Genomic DNA, 17597 nt, shown 5'->3' with positions numbered 1-17597 from the left:
TATGTATTACTTAATGATGTGGGATACAGGTTTAGCAGCCGTCGGCCGAGATGGCTGTCTTGATCGTATCGAGATTCCTTTGGATGTCGCGAGTTTTTTCTTTCGGCTGGATGTCGAGCAATTTCCAATGCTTTCCAGCTTGAGTTTTGACGATTATGACCTATTTTTCGGGGCGCAGATTAGTGCGCTTGCTGATGAATTGGTTGCTGTGGCGAACATCAATCCTACGATTTCAGAATTGGTTAAAAAGATGCTAGGTTTATTATTTAAGGCGCAAAGCTTAAGTAAAGCTGTTTTGTTTGACCCGTTTAAGTGAGGGTGTATAAAAAAGTGTGATAAAAGGGGGAGCGGCGAAAAAAAGGCGATAAAGGGGGCGGATTTGAATGGCGCTTACTTAACCTTCTTCGGATGTCCATTTCTCCTGACCTCGGCCCTTGCCGCTGAACACGTTTGCATCAGCATCGGGTAAGGCTTGGGCCTTCGTTTTATGGCGCGAGGCTCAATCCGTCCCGGCAGGTTTCCGACGCGTTTCCTCGCGATCAACCTGAGTAAATTCGGTACCCCACCGCTTTGTTCATCGGCACCGTACTGCCGCATCGCAAGGCATAACTGAAGGCTATGCTTGGAGAAAAGGGGACAGATTTATTTTTGAAGTTTGGGTTTTGTGAAGGTCTTGAACAGTAGCGGATGAGTCTCTGTAAAATAAATCTGTCCCCTTTTTCGTTGAGACTCTGGATGCGCTCCCTGCGGACGTTATAAGCGCATTGAATGATTTTTCGGAAAAGGCGGCAATTTACGATAAGAAAATCAAGGGCTGCATGGATGATGGCAGTTGCCGTGCCACACCTCCCACCCAGCCGAAGACTGGCTGAGGGTACGAGCTGCCGGCCGTGCTCATTGATGACTTACCGCGTAACGGGGGTGAAGCAGCGCTCGATGGCATCGTTGATATAGTCAAACTTTCCCAGAAGCTGCCCGCAGAGCAGTTTCAGGCTGCGATGCTTAGCGTGCAGGCCATGATGGGGCCGATGAAGCTGGTAGTGAGTGTTGTCGCACATGCAGCAGCTGAAGCGGTAGCGGGGGATCAGTACAGAGAGTTCAAAGAATCTAAAGCTATCGAGCTCGCTGCAAAGCTGACAGATCGTACTGTTGAAACTATGAAGGGGGTTCATGAGGAGGCTAAAGTCGACCCTGATAACCTTTTGCATGGAAATGAGTATGTTGTAGCGACTGAGTTTTTGATGGATGCTGTGCTTGGGGAAGTTAAGTCCTTAGGCGTGAAGGCGGGGAGCACGGTTTTTGCTAATGGTGCAAAAGGCATTAATAAGATTTTTGAACCCGGTCGAACGCCAAAAGCTAGCGAGTTGAAGCAATATGCGGAAGCTCAAGGTTGGAAGCCTGTACAGACTGGTGGTGGCACTCTCAAATATCTTGACGCGAATGGCATTCCTCGTGTGACAATCAAACAAGGCAGTTCGCGGGCGCCAGGAAGTGCTGATCCACATGTTGAGTTTAAAAGCGCGACAGGTCAAAGAACAGACGCCTTTGGTAATCCGGTAACAAGAAAAAGTCCGGATAATCACACGTCAATTGACTTTGATTTGTGAGGATAAATATGAACTATTATGAAATTCCCTCGCTTTCAAATATCTATCTCGAAGATAGCTATGTTTTATCTGTTCGTGAGGCGGAGGACTCTCTAATCTTTGAGTTAGAAGCAGTTCTTACTGAAAGTCATCCAAAATATAAAAAGCCACAAGAAGGAGAGAAACATTGCTATAGAAAGATTTTTTTGCGCTTTCTAAATGTAGATTCTTTCGAATGGCTTGATAGGAGGTTTATGGCATATGCAGATGCTTCGGGCGAGTTCGATTATGGGAATATAGACAGTTTTGTTGGTTGTGATGATGGCTATGAACTGACCGGAGACTGGGGGCGAGTAGCTATCAAGGGGCAAGCTGTAGATATAATTGTCGAAGATTAGTTGGTGCAAAAGGGGCTGGAGACACTCTGGCTACGCTGAGTCAAGGCCAAAAAAGAGTTGTCGGAAAAATTGACAATATTCTCATGATTTCAAGGATAGTGATATTACGGGTACCTTAAAGGATATGGCTGGTAATCCTGTTCCGAAGCCTGGCGGTGGTTATTGGGATCACCTAAAAGAGATGAACGACACTCTTCGAGGTTTACGGAACCATGCGGACACCTTGAAGGGGTGAATGAACCGTCAGCGCAAGCTGCACGTCAGCGAGCGGTCGATACTATCAATCGTATTGAGTCAGCTTTAAATGGTGCCGGGATATGACGTTTCGTGAATTGGAAAGACTTACTCAAATCAGTTGGTTACCAGAAGACAGCCCGTCGTCGTTGAGCGAATGGTATCTTTTGGTATGCGATACTCCACTAGATCACTTAAGTGTAGGAGATGTATGTCGCGCAATTAGGCAAAATCTTTTTGTTAATGAGCTATTACCCTTTGCTGTGATATTACTACATGATGATGTGTTGGCAGGAGAGAGATACGACGGCGAGCTGCTTGCAGCTCTGGCGAGTGTGAGTGCAGAGTGTTGGCAGAGAAATACAAGTGCGGCGCAAAAGGCCGTTTGCGCTTTGGCCGAAGTGAAGAATTTAAGCCAAGATCCCAAACTATTAAAGGATGCTTCGACTTTGTTGAGGGCGCTTGGCGTTTAAGTAGTTTGTAAGTTGGTGCAAAAGGAGTGTCGGGGTCCGCTCTGACGAGGGACGAATTGATTTCGGGATTGCCTGTAGGCACTAAAATCACCCCAGGAAGTGTGGTTGATATCCGTAGGTTGCCAGATGGCCGAACAGTCTGGCTGGAAAAGGGTACTGATGCTGCCGGATTGCAACATATCTACAAACGACACGAAGCCGACTTTGTCAACAAAGGCATCTCACGTGATGGCATTCCAAATGTTGTAATGAGTGCTCTTGAGCGTGGGAAAGTTGTCGGGACCAATGGTTCGGCTAATGTTTATCGCATCACGCACAATGGTGTTGAGCAAAATACCGCAGTTGGGGTTAGCTCAAACGGCTTCGTGGTTCGAGCTAATCCGGTCAGTTCTTGGAAACCATTGCCATGATCAGGTTAAGACTAACGAGTGAGTATTTGGCTGGGCCGATATTCTGCCCAGATCCGGATAGAATGGGGCACGTTGATATTGAAGATTTACCCCTTTGTCCAGAGCTGATGGTCAAAATCAGTGAGTGGGACGGTGAGTATCAGTCGACGTTCAACAACGACTACCCGCCCGATTCTTGTTTTGCCACGCCTGAGGCAGAGCTTCGGCATAAAGCAGAGGGAGAGGAACTGGCCAAATCGATGCAGCAAGAACTAGGGAGCAGTTATATGGTTGAGTATTGCCCATAGTCGATAATTAGTCGGTACAAAAGATGGAAATGCGGGTGAGTTCAGTGGCGGTAAACCAGCTGTGGTGGATGATCCATATAGCCCAAGCGCTGTTACTGAAAGGTCTAAAGTAAGTCGAGATAGCTATGGAAGGGAAACTCGGCCGATGAATTTTCAGCTGGCCTTCTTAACTATGCAACTCATTCAACAGCAAAGAGCTATCAGTCTACTGTGCCGCGAGATTTGAATGAGCAAACGTTGTGGAATAGAGTGATTGATAATCCCTCGGCTGGTCGTGATACGAAATTAGCAGACGACAAAGATTTTCCGCGAAGTGAAGGATGGAAAAAAATGGAAGCCAGTCAGCGGCTGCTTAACGGAGAAAATATAACCGTTCACTATCAGTACAACTCCGTTACCGATAAAGCATATGATATGAAAATCACGACGCCCCAGCAGCTGCCGCCTGTGCTGCAGCCCGGAAGAACTATTGAGTGATGTGGACATGATTGTTCGAGAAATTGGCCGAGAAGAGCCTGTGCAGGTTTTTGGGATTTACTGGATAAGGAACGAGCGCTTTTACTGGGTCATTCCCTATGATGGTTACGGTGGGTTGATGGCACTCAGTGAAAGTGAGGTCAATGTTCTTGACTCCTCTTTGTCAAGTGATCTCATTCTCTGCAAAGATCGAGATGAAGGAGACATGATTTTGCACTGGGCAGCAGAAGATTTAATTGAAGAGCTAGTGGAGCGGGATCCACTAGCTATGGCTGAGTTCTTAGAGCGCATAAAAAATCATAGTGCAAACCATTGACAAGCGGATAGATTCGCAAAAAAGGGGGCAGATTTGAATGGCACTTACTCAACAGCTAACCGGCTGATCTGATTAGAAAAAAAGAAAAAAGGCCGCCCTTGGTCTACGGTGATAGTTGCGAACACACACCGCTAGAACAAGGAGAGCCCGCGTGAATCGGAGACATCAAATCGTCAGGCATCAACAGCAGCGCATTCAGCAGCACGCCAAAGATAGCAATGCCCATGCGTTCTTTCAAAAAACGGGACAGATTTATTTATAGGGTTGACGAGCCCTTTTAGATATAGCGAATGAGTCTCTGGAAAATATATCTGTCCCTTTTTTCTTTTTCTTTTACCTCAGGTAGGTGCCGTCCTACGTGAATGGTGGTGGCAATTTGGTCAGGGTTGGGGTATTAATGCCGAAATTTTTGAAGGATCAAAACTATGCGTATTTGGATTGGCTCACTGATGCTGCTCACCTCCGCTGTAGCGCTGGGTGATGAGGCACAGCTGAAGCAGTGGGAAAAGATGGATCGCTGCTCTAATGCAGCCTTTATCGCGGTAAAAATCTTGGAAGAAAGTGCAGACACGTCCAAACAAGCACTGGCCCTACACGGAGCCGTAGAAGGGCTAAAAACCAACACAAAATTGAAAGAAGCGACACCGACTGGAAACGAAGTCATTGGCGCCTATAACTTTGCGCTTCGGATCTCTTATGAGATGCCTCGACCCTTCGCAAAGCGTGAGCATGATTGGCTCATTGCTCAGGCAGCGACTGCATGCACTTTATGGGTTCCAAGTGTTGGCGCTCAGTAATCAAAGCCAGTGGATGGCCGGCGTTCATTTATCGATCGAGCAACTGACCTGATCATGCCGCTACTTCGTATTTACGGCCGTTCCAGTCCCGGCGGTGCCCTCCGCTAACGGATGCAGCATGGCGGGCAATAGAGGGTTGAGCTAGGATTTCTACTTTTTTCAAGGACGAGGCGCAATGAACAAGCTCAAGGCGATGAATGCGGCGGTAGAGCGCTTTTTCAGCCGATTTTCTCGTAAACAGTTCTTCGTGGCGTTCGCCGTCATCACTGCGGTCAACTACTGGCTGGCCTATAACGTCGCAGGCTACAAGTCGGTCTATCTGGCCATGGTCGGAGGTTTTTTCTTCGGCCTGATGTTTGCGAAATTCGAGCCAAATAAGTAATCGCCAATTACGCTTTTCAGCCTGACGGATTCACTCATTTTTACCGTAGTCTAGCGGCGTAATAACCACAATGAGGTTCAGTAAACAGCCCCGCTTGCGCGCGGGGCGTCACCACTCTTCACTTACCGAGTTTCTTGCGTACGTCGTCAGCCATCGGACCAACAGCTCTCACTGCATCCTTGAGCTGTTGCTCGGTTACACCGAACTCTTTGGTCCAGTACTTCACCTCCCAAGCTTCCGAGGTGTTTACTCGAGCGCGATCTTGCGGGCCACGGTTTTTCAAATCGTCAGACATATTTAGCTCCATGCGGGATGACTTGGAAGCGCCCAAGCCTATCTCGATAGAACGTTAGTACAAGACGGTAGTTCGGTCTGAATAAAGAGGTGGGGAATTCGTTCGGCAGGACGCCAGGCGAGGGAATTGCGGAACAGAAAAGATAAGGGCCTGCCCAGGTTTCCCCGGCAAGCCCTTGATATACATGGTGCCCGAACCCGGAATCGAACCGGGACGCCCTTACGAGCGGGGGATTTTAAGTCCCATGCGTCTACCAGTTTCGCCATTCGGGCGGTAGCGCGGTGTAACAGGGTTGGGAATATATAGATCTAGCCGCTTCAGCGCAACCTCCAGGCCGGTTTTCCCGCATAAAGATGCGCAGGAAAAAGCTTGGCAGATCAGTGATCTACAGGGCCTTTGTGCCAAGTGCTGATGAACGCAAGCAACCCAGGAACAAGCCCCATAAATGACAGTCATAGCGATATGCCATTTCGGCATTTCGCCAGGAGTCGTTTGATGCTCAGTGTCCGTAAGCAGGCTTGGATCATGGCCGTGGGTGTGGCGGGTTTGTTGGGCACTGCCGTGTTCAGCTCGGCGCAGGCGGGGAGTGCGGTGCAGTGGGGTGAGTTTAGTGCGTCGTCTTCAGATAAGTTAACGGCCGGCTCGATGGACGTGGGCGGTGCCTATGTGTTGAAGCCGTCGGGTGTTTCCGTGGGGGATGTCGAGGCGCTGCAGGCCGGGCAAAAACAGAGTCAAAGCGAACTGCAAAGCTTGAAAAGTAAGGTGGAAGGGCAGGAGCGTGCGTTTGATGAGTTCAAGCGCAAGGACGGTTCGAGTACCAGTAGCAGTGACAGCCAGCTGTCGAGTCTCAAGCGTACGGTGGATGAGCAGAAGAGCACGATAGAGCGGCAGAAAAGCGAGATCGACGGGCTCAAGCGTAGCCTGGATGATTTGAAGCGCAGTGTGGAGAATTTGAGCAGCAAGGTGAAGTGACGGCACTGATAGTGTGGGCAATATAGGGCAACTGTGGGAGCTGGCTTGCCTGCGATAGCGATGTGTCAGTCACAGGTTTGAATCTGTTACACCGCCATCGCAGGCAAGCCAGCTCCCACATTGACCGTGTCGGCCTTCAGTCAATCAGCGCCAGCAAGTCGGTGACCCCTACGTCCACACCCGCCTGGCTCAGCAGTGTCGTCACCTGGCCGCGGTGGTGAGTCTGGTGGTTGAAAAAGTGCACCAGCAAACCGAAGAAGGGTTTCTCGGCGGCCACGCCGCGCATGTTGTGATAGCGCAGGCGTTGGTCGAGGTGGGGCTCTTGCAGGCTGTGGGCCCAATCGATGATGAGTTGATCCAGCCAGGCGCGATGGGCCGCTAGTTCGGAAAGGCTGGGGAAGGCTACTTGTTCGAGGTCGCTGGGCGTGGCCACCCCGTTCAGCGGCGCCAAGGCCGCAAAGTTGGCCGGGTGTTCGGCAAAGCGCTTGAGCCAGACGGTGTCACCCAGCATCAGGTGGTTCAAGGTGCCGAGGATCGAGCCGAAAAACGCCTCGCGGTCCAGGGTCAATTGCGCGTGCGTCAGGGTGCTGGCAGCGTCGTAGACCTTGCGGTTCATCCATTGGTTGTAGGAGGCCATCAACGCAATATGCTCGATGCGGTTCACCGCTGTTCTCCCTTGTCGGCGTGATGGCGCCATCATAAAGCTTGCCCGCCCGACGGTCATGGTGTTCCATCGCGGGAGGACTATGTTTGATCAACGCCACTATTGCGCCCCGGAGGGCGACACCATGAATACCAGCGATCTACTGGAACAACTGTTGCGTGCAGGGCAGCAAGGCGGCGGGGCTTCGGGCGGCGGCCTGGGCGGGTTGCTTGGAGGGTTGTTGAAGGGCGCCGGCACCGGCAATGCGTCTTCGGCGGGCGGCGGCTTGGGTGGTTTATTAGGTGGTCTGGGTGGCTTGTTGGGCGGCGCGCCGGCAGGTGGTACTGCCCAGACGCGCAGCGGCGGTGGGATGAACTACGCGGCGCTGGCGTCCCTGGGGATGGCGGCCTTCCAGGCGTACCAAGCCTGGCAACGCCAACAGGCTTCGGCACCGCAGCAAGCTATCCAGACCGTTGACCAGCTTGACGGGCCTGAAGCCGAAGCCCATAGCCACGGCGTACTGCGTGCGTTGATCGCGGCGGCCAAGGCCGATGGCGAAATCGATGCACAAGAGCAGCAGATGATTTCCGCCGAGATCGGCCGTCATACCGACGACCCACAATTGCAGCAGTGGCTCGACGCCGAAGTTGCCAAGCCCCTGGATGCCGCCGATTTTGCCGAGTATGCCAATGACCCGGCAATCGCAGCGGAGATTTATCTGGCGAGCGTGATGCTGGTCGATGACCAACAGGACGCCGAGCGTAATTACCTCGACGACCTGGCCGGTCAGTTGCAAATCGATCCGCAATTGCAGGTGCATCTGGAGCAGCAGGCCAAAGCCTAGAACCTCAGCGTCGCCCCAGTGGTCAGCCACTGGGCGCGATCGCCAATCAGGCTGCGCCCGACCAGCACGTCCACGTCGACAAATTCGCCGATGTGCAAACGCGGCCCAGCCTGCCAGGCCTGTTCGCCGCCTTCCTGGCCATAGCGCTCGCCAATCAATGTGAGCGCGTCTGCCAACTGATATTCGAACCCCGTGCCCCACGTCAGGCGATGCTGTTGATCACCCTCGTTGTAGGCGTGGCTCCAGCCGGCGTTCAGGTTCAGCCGCAGGGGCGCCAGGGGTTGCCATGTGAGTGGGATGTTCAGGTCTGCGCCATCAAACCCGTGATGGCGATCCAGCGCGACATGCGCCCCGACAGCAACCGCCAGTTCCAAGCCCAAGTCTTGCCGTGACAGCACCTGCACCTTGGCTTGCGGGCTGATCTGCGTCTCGCCTTTGCCTGCATCCGTGGCCCGTGACAACGCGGCGCCCCATTGCACGGCAGGCATGGCGCTGAACGTGCAGGCGGGCGACACGTTGCTGTTGTGGGTACTCCCCGCGTGCCGCTGGGCGCTGTACCAGGCGTCGACGTTGCATTCCCCCGGCGCGTTGATCGCGCCGTCATCAACCACATAAGCGCCGCCTGCGGCTTGGGCTTTTGAAATCAACGCGACGACAAAGACCAGGCCCAGCGTCATGCCGATAAAGATCAAGTTGCGCTGCAATGCACGGCGCTTGGCCGGTGGCAGTAACAGCAAAGTTGGGCGAGCACCGCGAGAGTGGCGTGCGCGATATTTGGCAAACCCGTCGCGGCGTGCCGGCGTGTGTTTTTTGTGCATGATGCACCTCGCTTGAATTCAGCTTTCTACGGTCAGCACCGAAATGCCGCTGGCTTTGGCCTGGCAAACCAGCTCCGAGGTATCGTCACCGCCCGGCAGGGCGATGATCAGGTCGGGGCGGCTGTCGGCCAGCATGAAGTGGTTGCGCTGGCGTTCGGCCTGTTTGCCGTGGCGCTGCCAATTGGGTGGGTAGCGCACCACGTCGATACCGATTTCCCGTGCCCATTCCTCGATCTCACTGCCCAGGAACTGGTTGCCGCCGTGGATCAGTACCTGCACCGGGCGCAGGCGGTGGTAAGCGTCCAGCACATGGCGGGACTTTTTGGTGTCGGCGTAATGACGACCTGCACAGATCAACACGCGCATGAGCAAATCCTTGTATTGCACGCTGGGACCGGGCGGCCGCCAGCGTTTGAACGGCGGGGAGGGTCAGTACCACTGCTTGAAGCGGCGGATGTAGATCGTCTTCATCAGTTGGGCGACGCAGCAGTAAGCCAGCAACGTGCCTACCAGCCATGGGAAGTACGCCATCGGCAGCGGTTGCAGACCCACCAGGTTGCCCAGCGGCGAGAACGGCACGTAGATGCCCAAGGCAATCACGATGCAGGTCATCATCAACACCGGCCAGGCGGCTGTGCTCTGGAAGAACGGGATCTTGCGGGTGCGCAGCATATGCACCACCAGGGTTTGCGAAAGCAGCCCCTCGATAAACCAGCCGGACTGGAACAGCGTCTGCATTTCCACACTGTTGGCCGAGAACACGTACCACATCAGCGCAAAGGTGGTGATGTCGAAGATCGACGAGGTCGGCCCGATCCAGATCATGAAGCGGCCAATGTTTTTCGCATCCCACTTGCGCGGCTTGGCCAGGTATTCCTTGTCCATCTTGTCCCACGGCAGGGCCAGCTGGGAGATGTCGTACATCAGGTTCTGCAGCAGCAGGTGGATCGCCAGCATCGGCATGAACGGAATGAACGCACTGGCCACCAGCACCGAGAACACGTTGCCGAAGTTGGAGCTGGCGGTCATGTTCAGGTACTTCATGATATTGCCGAAGGTTTCGCGGCCCTTGAGCACGCCCTCTTCGAGCACCATCAGGCTCTTTTCCAACAGGATGATGTCCGCCGATTCCTTGGCGATGTCGGTACCGCTGTCCACCGAAATGCCCACATCGGCATCGCGCAGCGCCGGTGCATCGTTGATACCGTCGCCGAGGAAGCCGACGGTGTGCCCGTTAGCTTGCAGGGCCTTGAGCACGCGGGATTTTTGCAGCGGCGTGAGCTTGGCGAACACCGTGCGTTCTTCCACACGGCGCAGCAAAGTGGCGTCGTCCATGGCTTCGATTTCCACGCCCAGCAGCGGCTGGCCGGGTTCCAGTCCAACCTGGCGGCAGATCTTGCTGGTGACCACGGCGTTGTCACCGGTCAACACTTTGATCGCCACGCCAATCTGTTGCAGCGCCGCAATGGCCGGGCCTGCGGTTTCCTTTGGTGGGTCCAGGAAGGTCAGGAAGCCCTGGATCACCAGGTTGCGTTCGTCGCTGGTGGTGTACTGCTGGCGTGCCAGTGCTTTGGGGATATTGCGGGTCGCCACTACGAGTACGCGGAAACCGTCTTCGTTGTAGTCATTGGCGAGTGTCAGCAGGGCGTCACGACGGCGCTCATCCAGGGGCAAGGCTTCGCCGGCCTCCATGACGTGCGTGGCAATGCTCAGCATCTCTTCCACCGCGCCTTTGCACACCAGCAGATGGTCACCGGCGGCATCCTTGACCACAATCGACAGGCGGCGGCGTACAAAGTCGAACGGCAATTCGTCAACCTTGCTGTAGGCAAACGGCACCTGGAACTTGGGGTTCTGTTCCGAGAACTGCACCACCGCCTGGTCCATCAGGTTTTTCATGCCGCTCTGGTGAAAGCTGTTGAGCCAGGCCAGGGACAGCACGGCGTCATCGCGCTGGCCGAAGGCATTGACGTGATGCTCGAGGATGATCTTGTCCTGGGTGAGGGTGCCGGTCTTGTCGGTGCACAGCACGTCCATCGAACCGAAGTTCTGGATCGCATTGAGGCGCTTGACCACCACTTTGCGCTTGGCCATGGCCGTGGCGCCCTTGGCCAGGTTGGCGCTGACGATCATCGGCAGCATTTCCGGGGTGAGGCCGACGGCCACCGCCAGGGCAAACAGGAAGGCATCGCCCCAATCGCCCTTGGAGAAGCCATTGAGGAAAAATACGATGGGCACCATCACCAGCATGAAGCGGATCAACAGCCAGCTGACACTGTTCACGCCGCGGTCGAAGGCGGTTTGCACCCGCGAGCCGACAATCGCCTTGGCCAGGGAGCCGAAGTAAGTGCGCGGCCCCGTTGCCACCACCACCGCTTTGGCGCGACCGCTGACCACGTTGGTGCCCATGAAGCAGATGTTCGGCAAGTCCAGCAGGTTGCCTTGGTCGGCGGCGAGGGTAGAGGCGGATTTTTGCGTGACATCGCCCAGGGTGTCGTACTTCTCCACCGGCAAGGCTTCACCGGTCAGCACGGCCTGGCTGATAAACAGGTCACGGGATTCGATCAGGCGGATGTCGGCAGGGATCATGTCGCCGGCAGACAACTGCACGATATCGCCGGCCACCAGGTCGCGCATCGGCACTTCGCGCAAGGTGGGCTGGGCGCCAACCTGCTCGCGGCGCAGCACGGTCGCGGTGGTACGCACCATAGCCTTGAGGGCCTCGGCGGATTTGGCCGAACGGTGTTCCTGCCAGAAACGCAGCAGGCTGCTGAGCAACACCATGGTCATGATAATGACGACCTTGGTCGGGTCAGCCTCTTCGCCTTCCTGCATCGGTAGCCAGCAGTCAGTCACAAAGCTGATGCCGCCCAGGGTCAACAGCACGTAGATGAACGGGTTGTTCAGGGCCTGCAGGAACTGGATGATCGCGTGTGGCGGCTTGTCATGGGCGACTTCGTTATAGCCTTCCCGTTGCAGGCGCGCCGAGGCGTCCAGTTCGGTCAGGCCGTCCTGGGTGGCCCGTACATTGGCGAGGGTGGCTGCTAGGCCATTGTGGGCTTCACGGGCGGCACGCATCGACAGCTTGGTGTCGGTGGCGGTGCCATTTTTTTTGTGCAGAGGCGTGTTTTTTACGGCGCTCATTGTCTGTACTCCTGTCGCCAATTCTCGACAAAACATACCCGGTACTTACCTGTAGACAGGCGAGCGAAAGCATGCCGAGTCGCGGACTTCGCGATCGGTTTAGATAAAGTGTTCACGTAACTTCTGAAGGGCCCGCTAACAGTGCGTTAATTAACTAACGTGCAGCGGGCTACTACTGGACTTGTTCATAAAGAACTCCAGGGGTATCAATAAGAAAGTTGTAGTTTGCAGCCAGGTCAGGCGGCGCGAGCGCTCAGGTAAAGACCGAACAGCAAGCGGGCTTGCGCCAGGCTGGAAACCTGGGGTCTCTGTGGGTCTTGAGGGTCGGCGTGATCCCAGTGCTGCACCAGGTGGCCGCTTTCAGGGCAGATACGCCAGTGGGCCAGCGGCGGTGCCGGACGCACTTGAGGGGAGGGTATGGCAAAGGTCGAGCGGGTTGACGAAAAGCCCACGGGCTCGCGGCACAGCTTGGCGCGCAGGGCGGCGACCAGTGTGCGTGTATCGGGCAAAACAAGGAGTTGGAAGGTCATAACACACCTCGGGACCGGACGGGCGACCGGTGAGGCAGTTACGGTGGAGCATCAAGCTCTAGCGCAGCTTACCGGACCTGGAACGCGAGTCCTGTCATATTCTGGGTTTGGCGCCCGACGCCCGCAGAGGCGGTGCTCGGACAGCGACTAGATACTGTGTCCATTGGCTTCTTTTGTGAGGTTTAAAAAAGGCCCCAGTTGCGGGCACGGGCAATCTACTCAGGGCGTCAGTGAATGTCAACGTATGATTAATTAAATTATCCGGTGTTCAGAGTTCGTTCAGATAAGAGGCGCGCGTAAGTTGTAGGTTGAATAACTTCATATACCTTGCGCGGCGAGGAGTGCCAGATAGATCAATACTAAACCGCAGGCCGCATAACTCACGCGTTGCCAAGTCGGTGATGCGTTTTTGCGCAGCAGGTTTACCAAGGCGGCAGTGAGAAAACACGAGAGCACCGACGCCAGCATGAAGCCGGCAAAAAACATCAGCGTTTGCCCGTGGCTGGGGGTGGTGCCGACAATCCCCGACAGGGCGCTGCCCAGGGCGCCCCAGTAGACGATGTTCTTCGGGTTGGCCAGGGAAATCGCCGCGCCCACCGCCAACGCATTTTTGCCTGAGCTGGCAGGGGCGTTGCCGGTTGCGGGTAGCTGCCAGGCATCGATCAGGCTGCGGATGCCCAACCAAGCCAGGTACAGCGCGCAGATGATTGTGAGTGGTACCCGCACTGCATCATGCTGGATCAGCAGTGCGATACCGGTGAGGCCAATCACGGCCCAGACGGCGTCGCCCACCAGCGAGCCGAACTGCACCAGCAGGGCCGGTGTGAAGCCATGGAGCAAGCCGCGGCGCAGGGTCTCTGCCAGTACGGCGCCGGGGGAAAGGCAAAATACGAAGCCGAATACCAGCGCATAAACAAAGATCGACAGCATGCTCAGTTCCTTTCGAGAAAGTGCCAGAGCATACGTCAGTCCGGGAAGGGGATACCACGTCCTCTGTAGGAACGTTCGCGATGGCGGTGTGTCAGCCACTCAATCTTCAACTGAACCACCGCCTTCGCAGGCAAGCCAGCTCCCACACTAGCCATGCATTGCCCACAGAATCAGCGTCTGTCACAGGTCCCTGTAGGAGCGAGCTTGCTCGCGAGAAGCGTCAACGATAACGCGCGTTTCCTGAATGAACGCGGTGCTTATGAGTTTTTCGCGAGCAAGCTCGCTCCTACAAAGGCTGCGGTGTTGAGGCAATGCGGTCGATTTCAGCCTTCAATTCATCCGACGATAAACTCGCAAACGGAAGTGCAAAAAACGCCTTGCAGCGTGCAGCGATAATGTCGAGGGTGGCCGTGAATGCCGCCTCTAACTGCGCCTCGTTACCCTGCACCTCGGAAGGGTCTTCCAAGCCCCAATGCGTCTTCACCGCTGGGCCGAAATACACCGGGCACGCTTCACCGGCCGCTTTATCGCATACGGTGATGACTACATCCGGCGGGCTGTCTTCAAAGGCGTCATTGCCTTTGCTGTACAGGCCGTCAGTGCTGATGCCCGCCGCCTGCAACGTGGTCAGACTGCGTGGCAGCACCTGCCCCTTGGGGAAGCTGCCAGAGCTGATCGCCTCGAAGCCCGACGGTGCCAGGTGGTTGAACATCGCCTCGGACAAGATGCTGCGGCAGCTGTTGGCGGTACACATGAACAGGACTTTCATGGGGCGTTCCTTTAGAGGCTCAGGCGCAAGGCGAGGGCGGCGAGGGTGATCAGCAGCACGGGCAAGGTCAGCACGATCCCGACCTTGAAGTAGTAACCCCAGGTGATGGTGATGCCTTTGCGCGCCAGGATGTGCAGCCACAGCAAGGTGGCCAGGCTGCCGATAGGCGTGATTTTCGGGCCCAGGTCGCTGCCGATCACATTGGCGTAGATCATCGCGTCCTTGACCACGCCCACGGCATGGCTGGACTCGATGGACAACGCGCCAATCAGTACCGTCGGCAGGTTGTTCATGGCCGAGGAGAGCAGCGCCGTCAGTACCCCGGTGCCCATGGTCGCGCCCCACACGCCGTAGGTGGCGAAGGAGTCGAGCCAGGTGGCCAGGTAGTCGGTCAGGCCGGCGTTGCGCAGGCCATACACCACCAGGTACATGCCCAGGGAAAAAATCACGATCTGCCAAGGCGCTTCCTTGAGGACTTTGCGCGTTGAAATCTTATGGCCCTTGGCGGCAATCACCAGCAGCAGCACGGCGCAGACGGCGGAAATCGCACTGATGGGAATACCCAGAGGTTCCAGGGCGAAACAGCCGATGAGCAGAATACCCAGTACCCACCAACCAGCGCGGAACGTCGCAGGGTCATGGATGGCACTGCTGGGGTCTTCCAGGTCAGCCGGGTCGTAGGTTTGGGGAATGTCCCGGCGAAAAAACCACAGCAGCACTGCCAGGGTCGCAGCCACGCTGACCAGGTTCACCGGCACCATCACGGCAGCATATTCGTTGAAGCCGATCTTGAAATAGTCCGCCGAAACGATATTCACCAGGTTCGACACCACCAATGGCAGGCTCGCCGTATCGGCGATAAACCCGGCGCCCATGACGAAGGCCAGGGTCGCCGTCGGCGAAAATCGCAAGGCCAACAGCATCGACATCACGATAGGCGTCAGGATCAACGCCGCACCGTCATTGGCAAACAGCGCCGATACCAGCGCACCCAGCAGCACCATATAAGCAAACAACCGCCGCCCGCGACCACGGCCCCAACGCGCCACATGCAGGGCTGTCCAGGCGAAGAAGCCTGCCTCGTCCAGCAACAAGCTGATGATGATCAACGCGACAAAGGTACCGGTGGCGTTCCAGATGATGTGCCACACCACCGGAATGTCCGCCAGGCTGATCACTCCGCAGGCCAGCGCGAGGATGGCGCCCAACGTGGCACTCCAGCCGACGCCCAGGCCCTTGGGTTGCCAGATGACCAGCACGATGGTGACGAGGAAAATCGCAATTGCGACAAGCATGAATAAAAGCTCCGATGGCTCAGCAGCAGGTGCTGGCCCGTTGTGGTCGGTCGCCCATTGCATTCAGACGCAGTGCGTCGTCCTGCAACCATGGCTGGTTGGCTTGCAGAGTGATGTCCAGCACCTGAGTGACCCAAGCGGGCAGTGCCGGATTGATGCGGTAGTAGATCCATTGCCCTTGACGACGGTCCACCAGCAGGCCGCAACTGCGCAATTGCGCGAGATGGCGGGAGATTTTTGGCTGGCTGTCGTCCAAGGCATGGATCAACTCACACACACAAAGTTCGCCCTCGCGCAGGATCAGTAAGGTCACCCGTGCACGGGTGCCATCGGCCAGGCATTTGAACAGGGCGGTCGGGATGAGGAGGTCTGACATGATCAAGGACTTTTCAAGTAGGTACATTCGAATATACGTATTTCCATATATATCGGTCAAATCTTGTTTCAATTGATATGGATCAAATGCCTTTGAAACCGCCACAACTGTTTGAAATTAAAATGAAACACAAATGTCCTAACGTGCCTGCCCATTGCTGATGAAGGAAGACCCCGCGTGACCCGAGCCACCCGCAACCTGCGCAAGACCCTGGATTCCGTCGCGGAAAATAACGAAACCGCGGCGTTTGACCTGATGCGCGCCGTGGAAAAACTCGGCGATGAAGTGCTGCGCCAACGCCTGCTCAATACCATCCACCGACTGAACCAGGATGCCTACGAATTGCGCGAGGCCCGGGATTCGGTGGAGCAGGTGTCGGTCAAGCTCGCCTGAGCAAGATCGTTCAAGACACGCCCTCGTTCGTGCTGGCATGCTTGTCGACTGTCTGTCGATGAGCCGTTTCCATGTCCACTGCATTACCTCATTACGCCTTCACCCGCGGCGCCATCGCCGTCATTCCCTTGTCCCTGGCCTGCGCACCCTGGGGTTTGCTGGCCGGCTCGATGGCTATCGACGCGCAATTTACCCCGCTGCAAGCCCAAGGCTTGTCTGCCATTGTGTTTGCCGGCGCCGCACAACTGGTCGCCATTGGCATGGTCAAGAGCGGTGCCAGCCTGATTTCCATTGTGTTGACCACCTTGCTGCTGACCTCCCAGCATCTGCTTTATGGCATGCACATGCGTCCTACCCTTTCTTCGCTCAACACCCGCTGGCGCATGAGCCTGGGGTTTTTGTTGACCGATGAGTTCTTCGCCCTGGTCAACCACTATGACCGCCAGACCTTCAATCGCTGGTATGCCCTGGGCGTCGGCCTGACGTTTTATATCATCTGGAACCTCTTCACCCTTGCCGGCATTGTGCTGGGCAAGAGCATTCCCGGCCTTGATCAATTGGGGCTGGAGTTCTCGATTGCCGCCACCTTTATCGCCTTGATCACCCCCGTGGTGCGCGATGTACCCACGGTGGTATGCGTGGCGGTGGCACTGCTGTGCTCAGTCTGGCTGAGTTATTTGCACTGGGAATCGGCGGTGGTGGTCTCTGGTGTGTTGGGGATGAGCGCGGGGTTTGCCTGCAAGCGGCTGGGAGTGGGGCAACGATGATTTACCTGATGATTGTGGCCATGGGCTTGGTGGTGTTCTTCAACCGTTACCTGTTTATCGAGCCACGCTTGCCGGTACGGCTCAATCGCGGCGCGCGTGAATTCTTGGGCTTCGCCGTGCCGGGCATGCTCACGGCGATCTGCGGGCCGATTATTTTCCTGGCGGACCATCAGCTCAACCTGAGCCCGACCAACCCTTACCTGCTGGCCGGTATCTGCGCCGTGGCGTTGATGTACTGGACACGCAGCGTATTGACCACCGTGTTATTGAGCATGGCGCTGTTCTATCTGCTGCGTTGGTGGCTCTGATACCCGGGCAAAAAAAAGCCCGCGGGGTGGCGGGCAGAAGGGAGACTTCTAAAAAATGAGCCTGGCCACTATAGGCGGCGTGTTGGCTCTTCACAGTGAAACAAAGTTCATGGGCGCGTCAGTTGGCCTCGGCACAGTGGTAGAGTCACGGTT

At 55.8% G+C, this 17597-nt stretch carries 25 protein-coding genes and 1 tRNA gene; 15 read left to right on the top strand and 11 right to left on the bottom strand.

The window, feature by feature from the left end:
* Position 1 precedes the first annotated feature (1 nt).
* The 10 genes from TX24_RS23780 (at position 2) to TX24_RS23745 (ending at position 5360) form a co-directional block, all read left to right on the top strand.
* Positions 2-316, top strand: coding sequence for a hypothetical protein (locus tag TX24_RS23780; protein WP_003191504.1), 315 nt, complete (start codon positions 2-4; stop codon positions 314-316).
* A 574-nt stretch (positions 317-890) separates the two neighbouring features.
* Positions 891-1607: a hypothetical protein gene (locus TX24_RS23775; protein WP_003191503.1), complete on the top strand. Its 717-nt coding sequence runs from the start codon at positions 891-893 to the stop codon at positions 1605-1607.
* An 8-nt stretch (positions 1608-1615) separates the two neighbouring features.
* Positions 1616-1984, top strand: a complete 369-nt coding sequence (locus TX24_RS23770; protein WP_003191502.1) for a hypothetical protein — start codon at positions 1616-1618, stop codon at positions 1982-1984.
* Between the two features lie 317 nt (positions 1985-2301).
* Positions 2302-2691, top strand: coding sequence for a contact-dependent growth inhibition system immunity protein (locus TX24_RS31950; RefSeq protein WP_137203693.1), 390 nt, complete (start codon positions 2302-2304; stop codon positions 2689-2691).
* A 56-nt stretch (positions 2692-2747) separates the two neighbouring features.
* Positions 2748-3101, top strand: coding sequence for a hypothetical protein (locus TX24_RS31945; RefSeq protein ID WP_157255566.1), 354 nt, complete (start codon positions 2748-2750; stop codon positions 3099-3101).
* Positions 3083-3388 carry a hypothetical protein gene (locus TX24_RS23765; protein WP_137203694.1) on the top strand — a complete coding sequence of 102 codons (306 nt, stop codon included), beginning with the start codon at positions 3083-3085 and terminating at the stop codon, positions 3386-3388. Before TX24_RS31945 ends, TX24_RS23765 begins: the two co-directional genes overlap by 19 nt.
* Before the next feature lie 249 nt (positions 3389-3637).
* The gene (locus TX24_RS32625; protein ID WP_244175914.1) at positions 3638-3865 is read left to right on the top strand and encodes a hypothetical protein; all 228 of its coding nucleotides are present in this window, start codon (positions 3638-3640) and stop codon (positions 3863-3865) included.
* Position 3866: 1 nt separating this feature from the next.
* A complete protein-coding gene (locus TX24_RS23755; protein WP_240520848.1) occupies positions 3867-4181 on the top strand; it encodes a hypothetical protein in 315 nt (104 codons plus the stop codon).
* 425 nt (positions 4182-4606) lie between these two features.
* The gene (locus TX24_RS23750; protein ID WP_122993389.1) at positions 4607-4978 is read left to right on the top strand and encodes a hypothetical protein; all 372 of its coding nucleotides are present in this window, start codon (positions 4607-4609) and stop codon (positions 4976-4978) included.
* 175 nt (positions 4979-5153) lie between these two features.
* Entirely contained in the window at positions 5154-5360 is a 207-nt protein-coding gene (locus tag TX24_RS23745) for a hypothetical protein (RefSeq protein ID WP_003191494.1), read from the top strand.
* 118 nt (positions 5361-5478) lie between these two features.
* Here TX24_RS23745 and TX24_RS31300 read toward each other — a convergent pair whose 3' ends face one another.
* Positions 5479-5655, bottom strand: a complete 177-nt coding sequence (locus TX24_RS31300) for a DUF3606 domain-containing protein (protein ID WP_003191493.1) — start codon at positions 5653-5655, stop codon at positions 5479-5481.
* 185 nt (positions 5656-5840) lie between these two features.
* Positions 5841-5927: transfer RNA gene (locus TX24_RS23740), tRNA-Leu, on the bottom strand.
* Positions 5928-6150: 223 nt separating this feature from the next.
* On the opposite strand from TX24_RS23740, the gene TX24_RS23735 reads away from it, so the two are divergent.
* A complete protein-coding gene (locus TX24_RS23735) occupies positions 6151-6627 on the top strand; it encodes a hypothetical protein (protein ID WP_057711357.1) in 477 nt (158 codons plus the stop codon).
* A 136-nt stretch (positions 6628-6763) separates the two neighbouring features.
* On the opposite strand, the gene TX24_RS23730 is transcribed toward TX24_RS23735, so the two are convergent.
* Positions 6764-7291, bottom strand: a complete 528-nt coding sequence (locus TX24_RS23730) for a DinB family protein (RefSeq protein ID WP_057711355.1) — start codon at positions 7289-7291, stop codon at positions 6764-6766.
* Positions 7292-7415: 124 nt separating this feature from the next.
* On the opposite strand from TX24_RS23730, the gene TX24_RS23725 reads away from it, so the two are divergent.
* The gene (locus tag TX24_RS23725; RefSeq protein WP_003191353.1) at positions 7416-8114 is read left to right on the top strand and encodes a tellurite resistance TerB family protein; all 699 of its coding nucleotides are present in this window, start codon (positions 7416-7418) and stop codon (positions 8112-8114) included.
* Here TX24_RS23725 and TX24_RS23720 read toward each other — a convergent pair.
* The 8 genes from TX24_RS23720 to TX24_RS23685 form a co-directional block, all read right to left on the bottom strand.
* Complete coding sequence (locus TX24_RS23720) at positions 8111-8932, bottom strand: hypothetical protein (protein ID WP_057711353.1); 822 nt, start codon at positions 8930-8932, stop codon at positions 8111-8113. The two genes, TX24_RS23725 and TX24_RS23720, sit on opposite strands and share 4 nt — an antisense overlap.
* An 18-nt stretch (positions 8933-8950) precedes the next feature.
* The gene (locus TX24_RS23715; protein WP_003191350.1) at positions 8951-9298 is read right to left on the bottom strand and encodes a DUF2493 domain-containing protein; all 348 of its coding nucleotides are present in this window, start codon (positions 9296-9298) and stop codon (positions 8951-8953) included.
* Between the two features lie 63 nt (positions 9299-9361).
* The gene (gene mgtA / locus TX24_RS23710) at positions 9362-12076 is read right to left on the bottom strand and encodes a magnesium-translocating P-type ATPase (protein WP_034135046.1); all 2715 of its coding nucleotides are present in this window, start codon (positions 12074-12076) and stop codon (positions 9362-9364) included.
* 236 nt (positions 12077-12312) lie between these two features.
* The gene (locus TX24_RS23705) at positions 12313-12606 is read right to left on the bottom strand and encodes a hypothetical protein (protein ID WP_003191347.1); all 294 of its coding nucleotides are present in this window, start codon (positions 12604-12606) and stop codon (positions 12313-12315) included.
* A 318-nt stretch (positions 12607-12924) separates the two neighbouring features.
* Positions 12925-13536: a LysE family transporter gene (locus TX24_RS23700; protein WP_003191345.1), complete on the bottom strand. Its 612-nt coding sequence runs from the start codon at positions 13534-13536 to the stop codon at positions 12925-12927.
* 286 nt (positions 13537-13822) lie between these two features.
* A complete protein-coding gene (locus TX24_RS23695; protein WP_057711351.1) occupies positions 13823-14305 on the bottom strand; it encodes an arsenate reductase ArsC in 483 nt (160 codons plus the stop codon).
* Between the two features lie 11 nt (positions 14306-14316).
* On the bottom strand, positions 14317-15600 hold the full coding sequence (locus tag TX24_RS23690) for an arsenic transporter (RefSeq protein WP_003191342.1): 1284 nt from the start codon (positions 15598-15600) through the stop codon (positions 14317-14319).
* A 19-nt stretch (positions 15601-15619) separates the two neighbouring features.
* Complete coding sequence (locus tag TX24_RS23685) at positions 15620-15976, bottom strand: metalloregulator ArsR/SmtB family transcription factor (RefSeq protein ID WP_003191341.1); 357 nt, start codon at positions 15974-15976, stop codon at positions 15620-15622.
* Between the two features lie 177 nt (positions 15977-16153).
* Between TX24_RS23685 and TX24_RS23680 the strand changes: the two genes are divergently transcribed.
* From TX24_RS23680 to TX24_RS23670, 3 genes are all read left to right on the top strand, one after another.
* Positions 16154-16369, top strand: a complete 216-nt coding sequence (locus tag TX24_RS23680) for a hypothetical protein (RefSeq protein WP_003191339.1) — start codon at positions 16154-16156, stop codon at positions 16367-16369.
* Between the two features lie 71 nt (positions 16370-16440).
* On the top strand, positions 16441-17136 hold the full coding sequence (locus TX24_RS23675) for an AzlC family ABC transporter permease (RefSeq protein WP_003191338.1): 696 nt from the start codon (positions 16441-16443) through the stop codon (positions 17134-17136).
* Complete coding sequence (locus tag TX24_RS23670; RefSeq protein ID WP_003191337.1) at positions 17133-17444, top strand: AzlD domain-containing protein; 312 nt, start codon at positions 17133-17135, stop codon at positions 17442-17444. The genes TX24_RS23675 and TX24_RS23670 overlap by 4 nt, the downstream gene beginning before the upstream one ends.
* Positions 17445-17597: the final 153 nt, after the last annotated feature.

Origin of the sequence: Pseudomonas lactis (assembly GCF_001439845.1) — a bacterium.
GTDB lineage: Bacteria > Pseudomonadota > Gammaproteobacteria > Pseudomonadales > Pseudomonadaceae > Aquipseudomonas > Aquipseudomonas lactis.
Note: the sequence above shows the minus strand (reverse complement) of the source record. Positions and strands in the feature narration are given on the sequence as shown.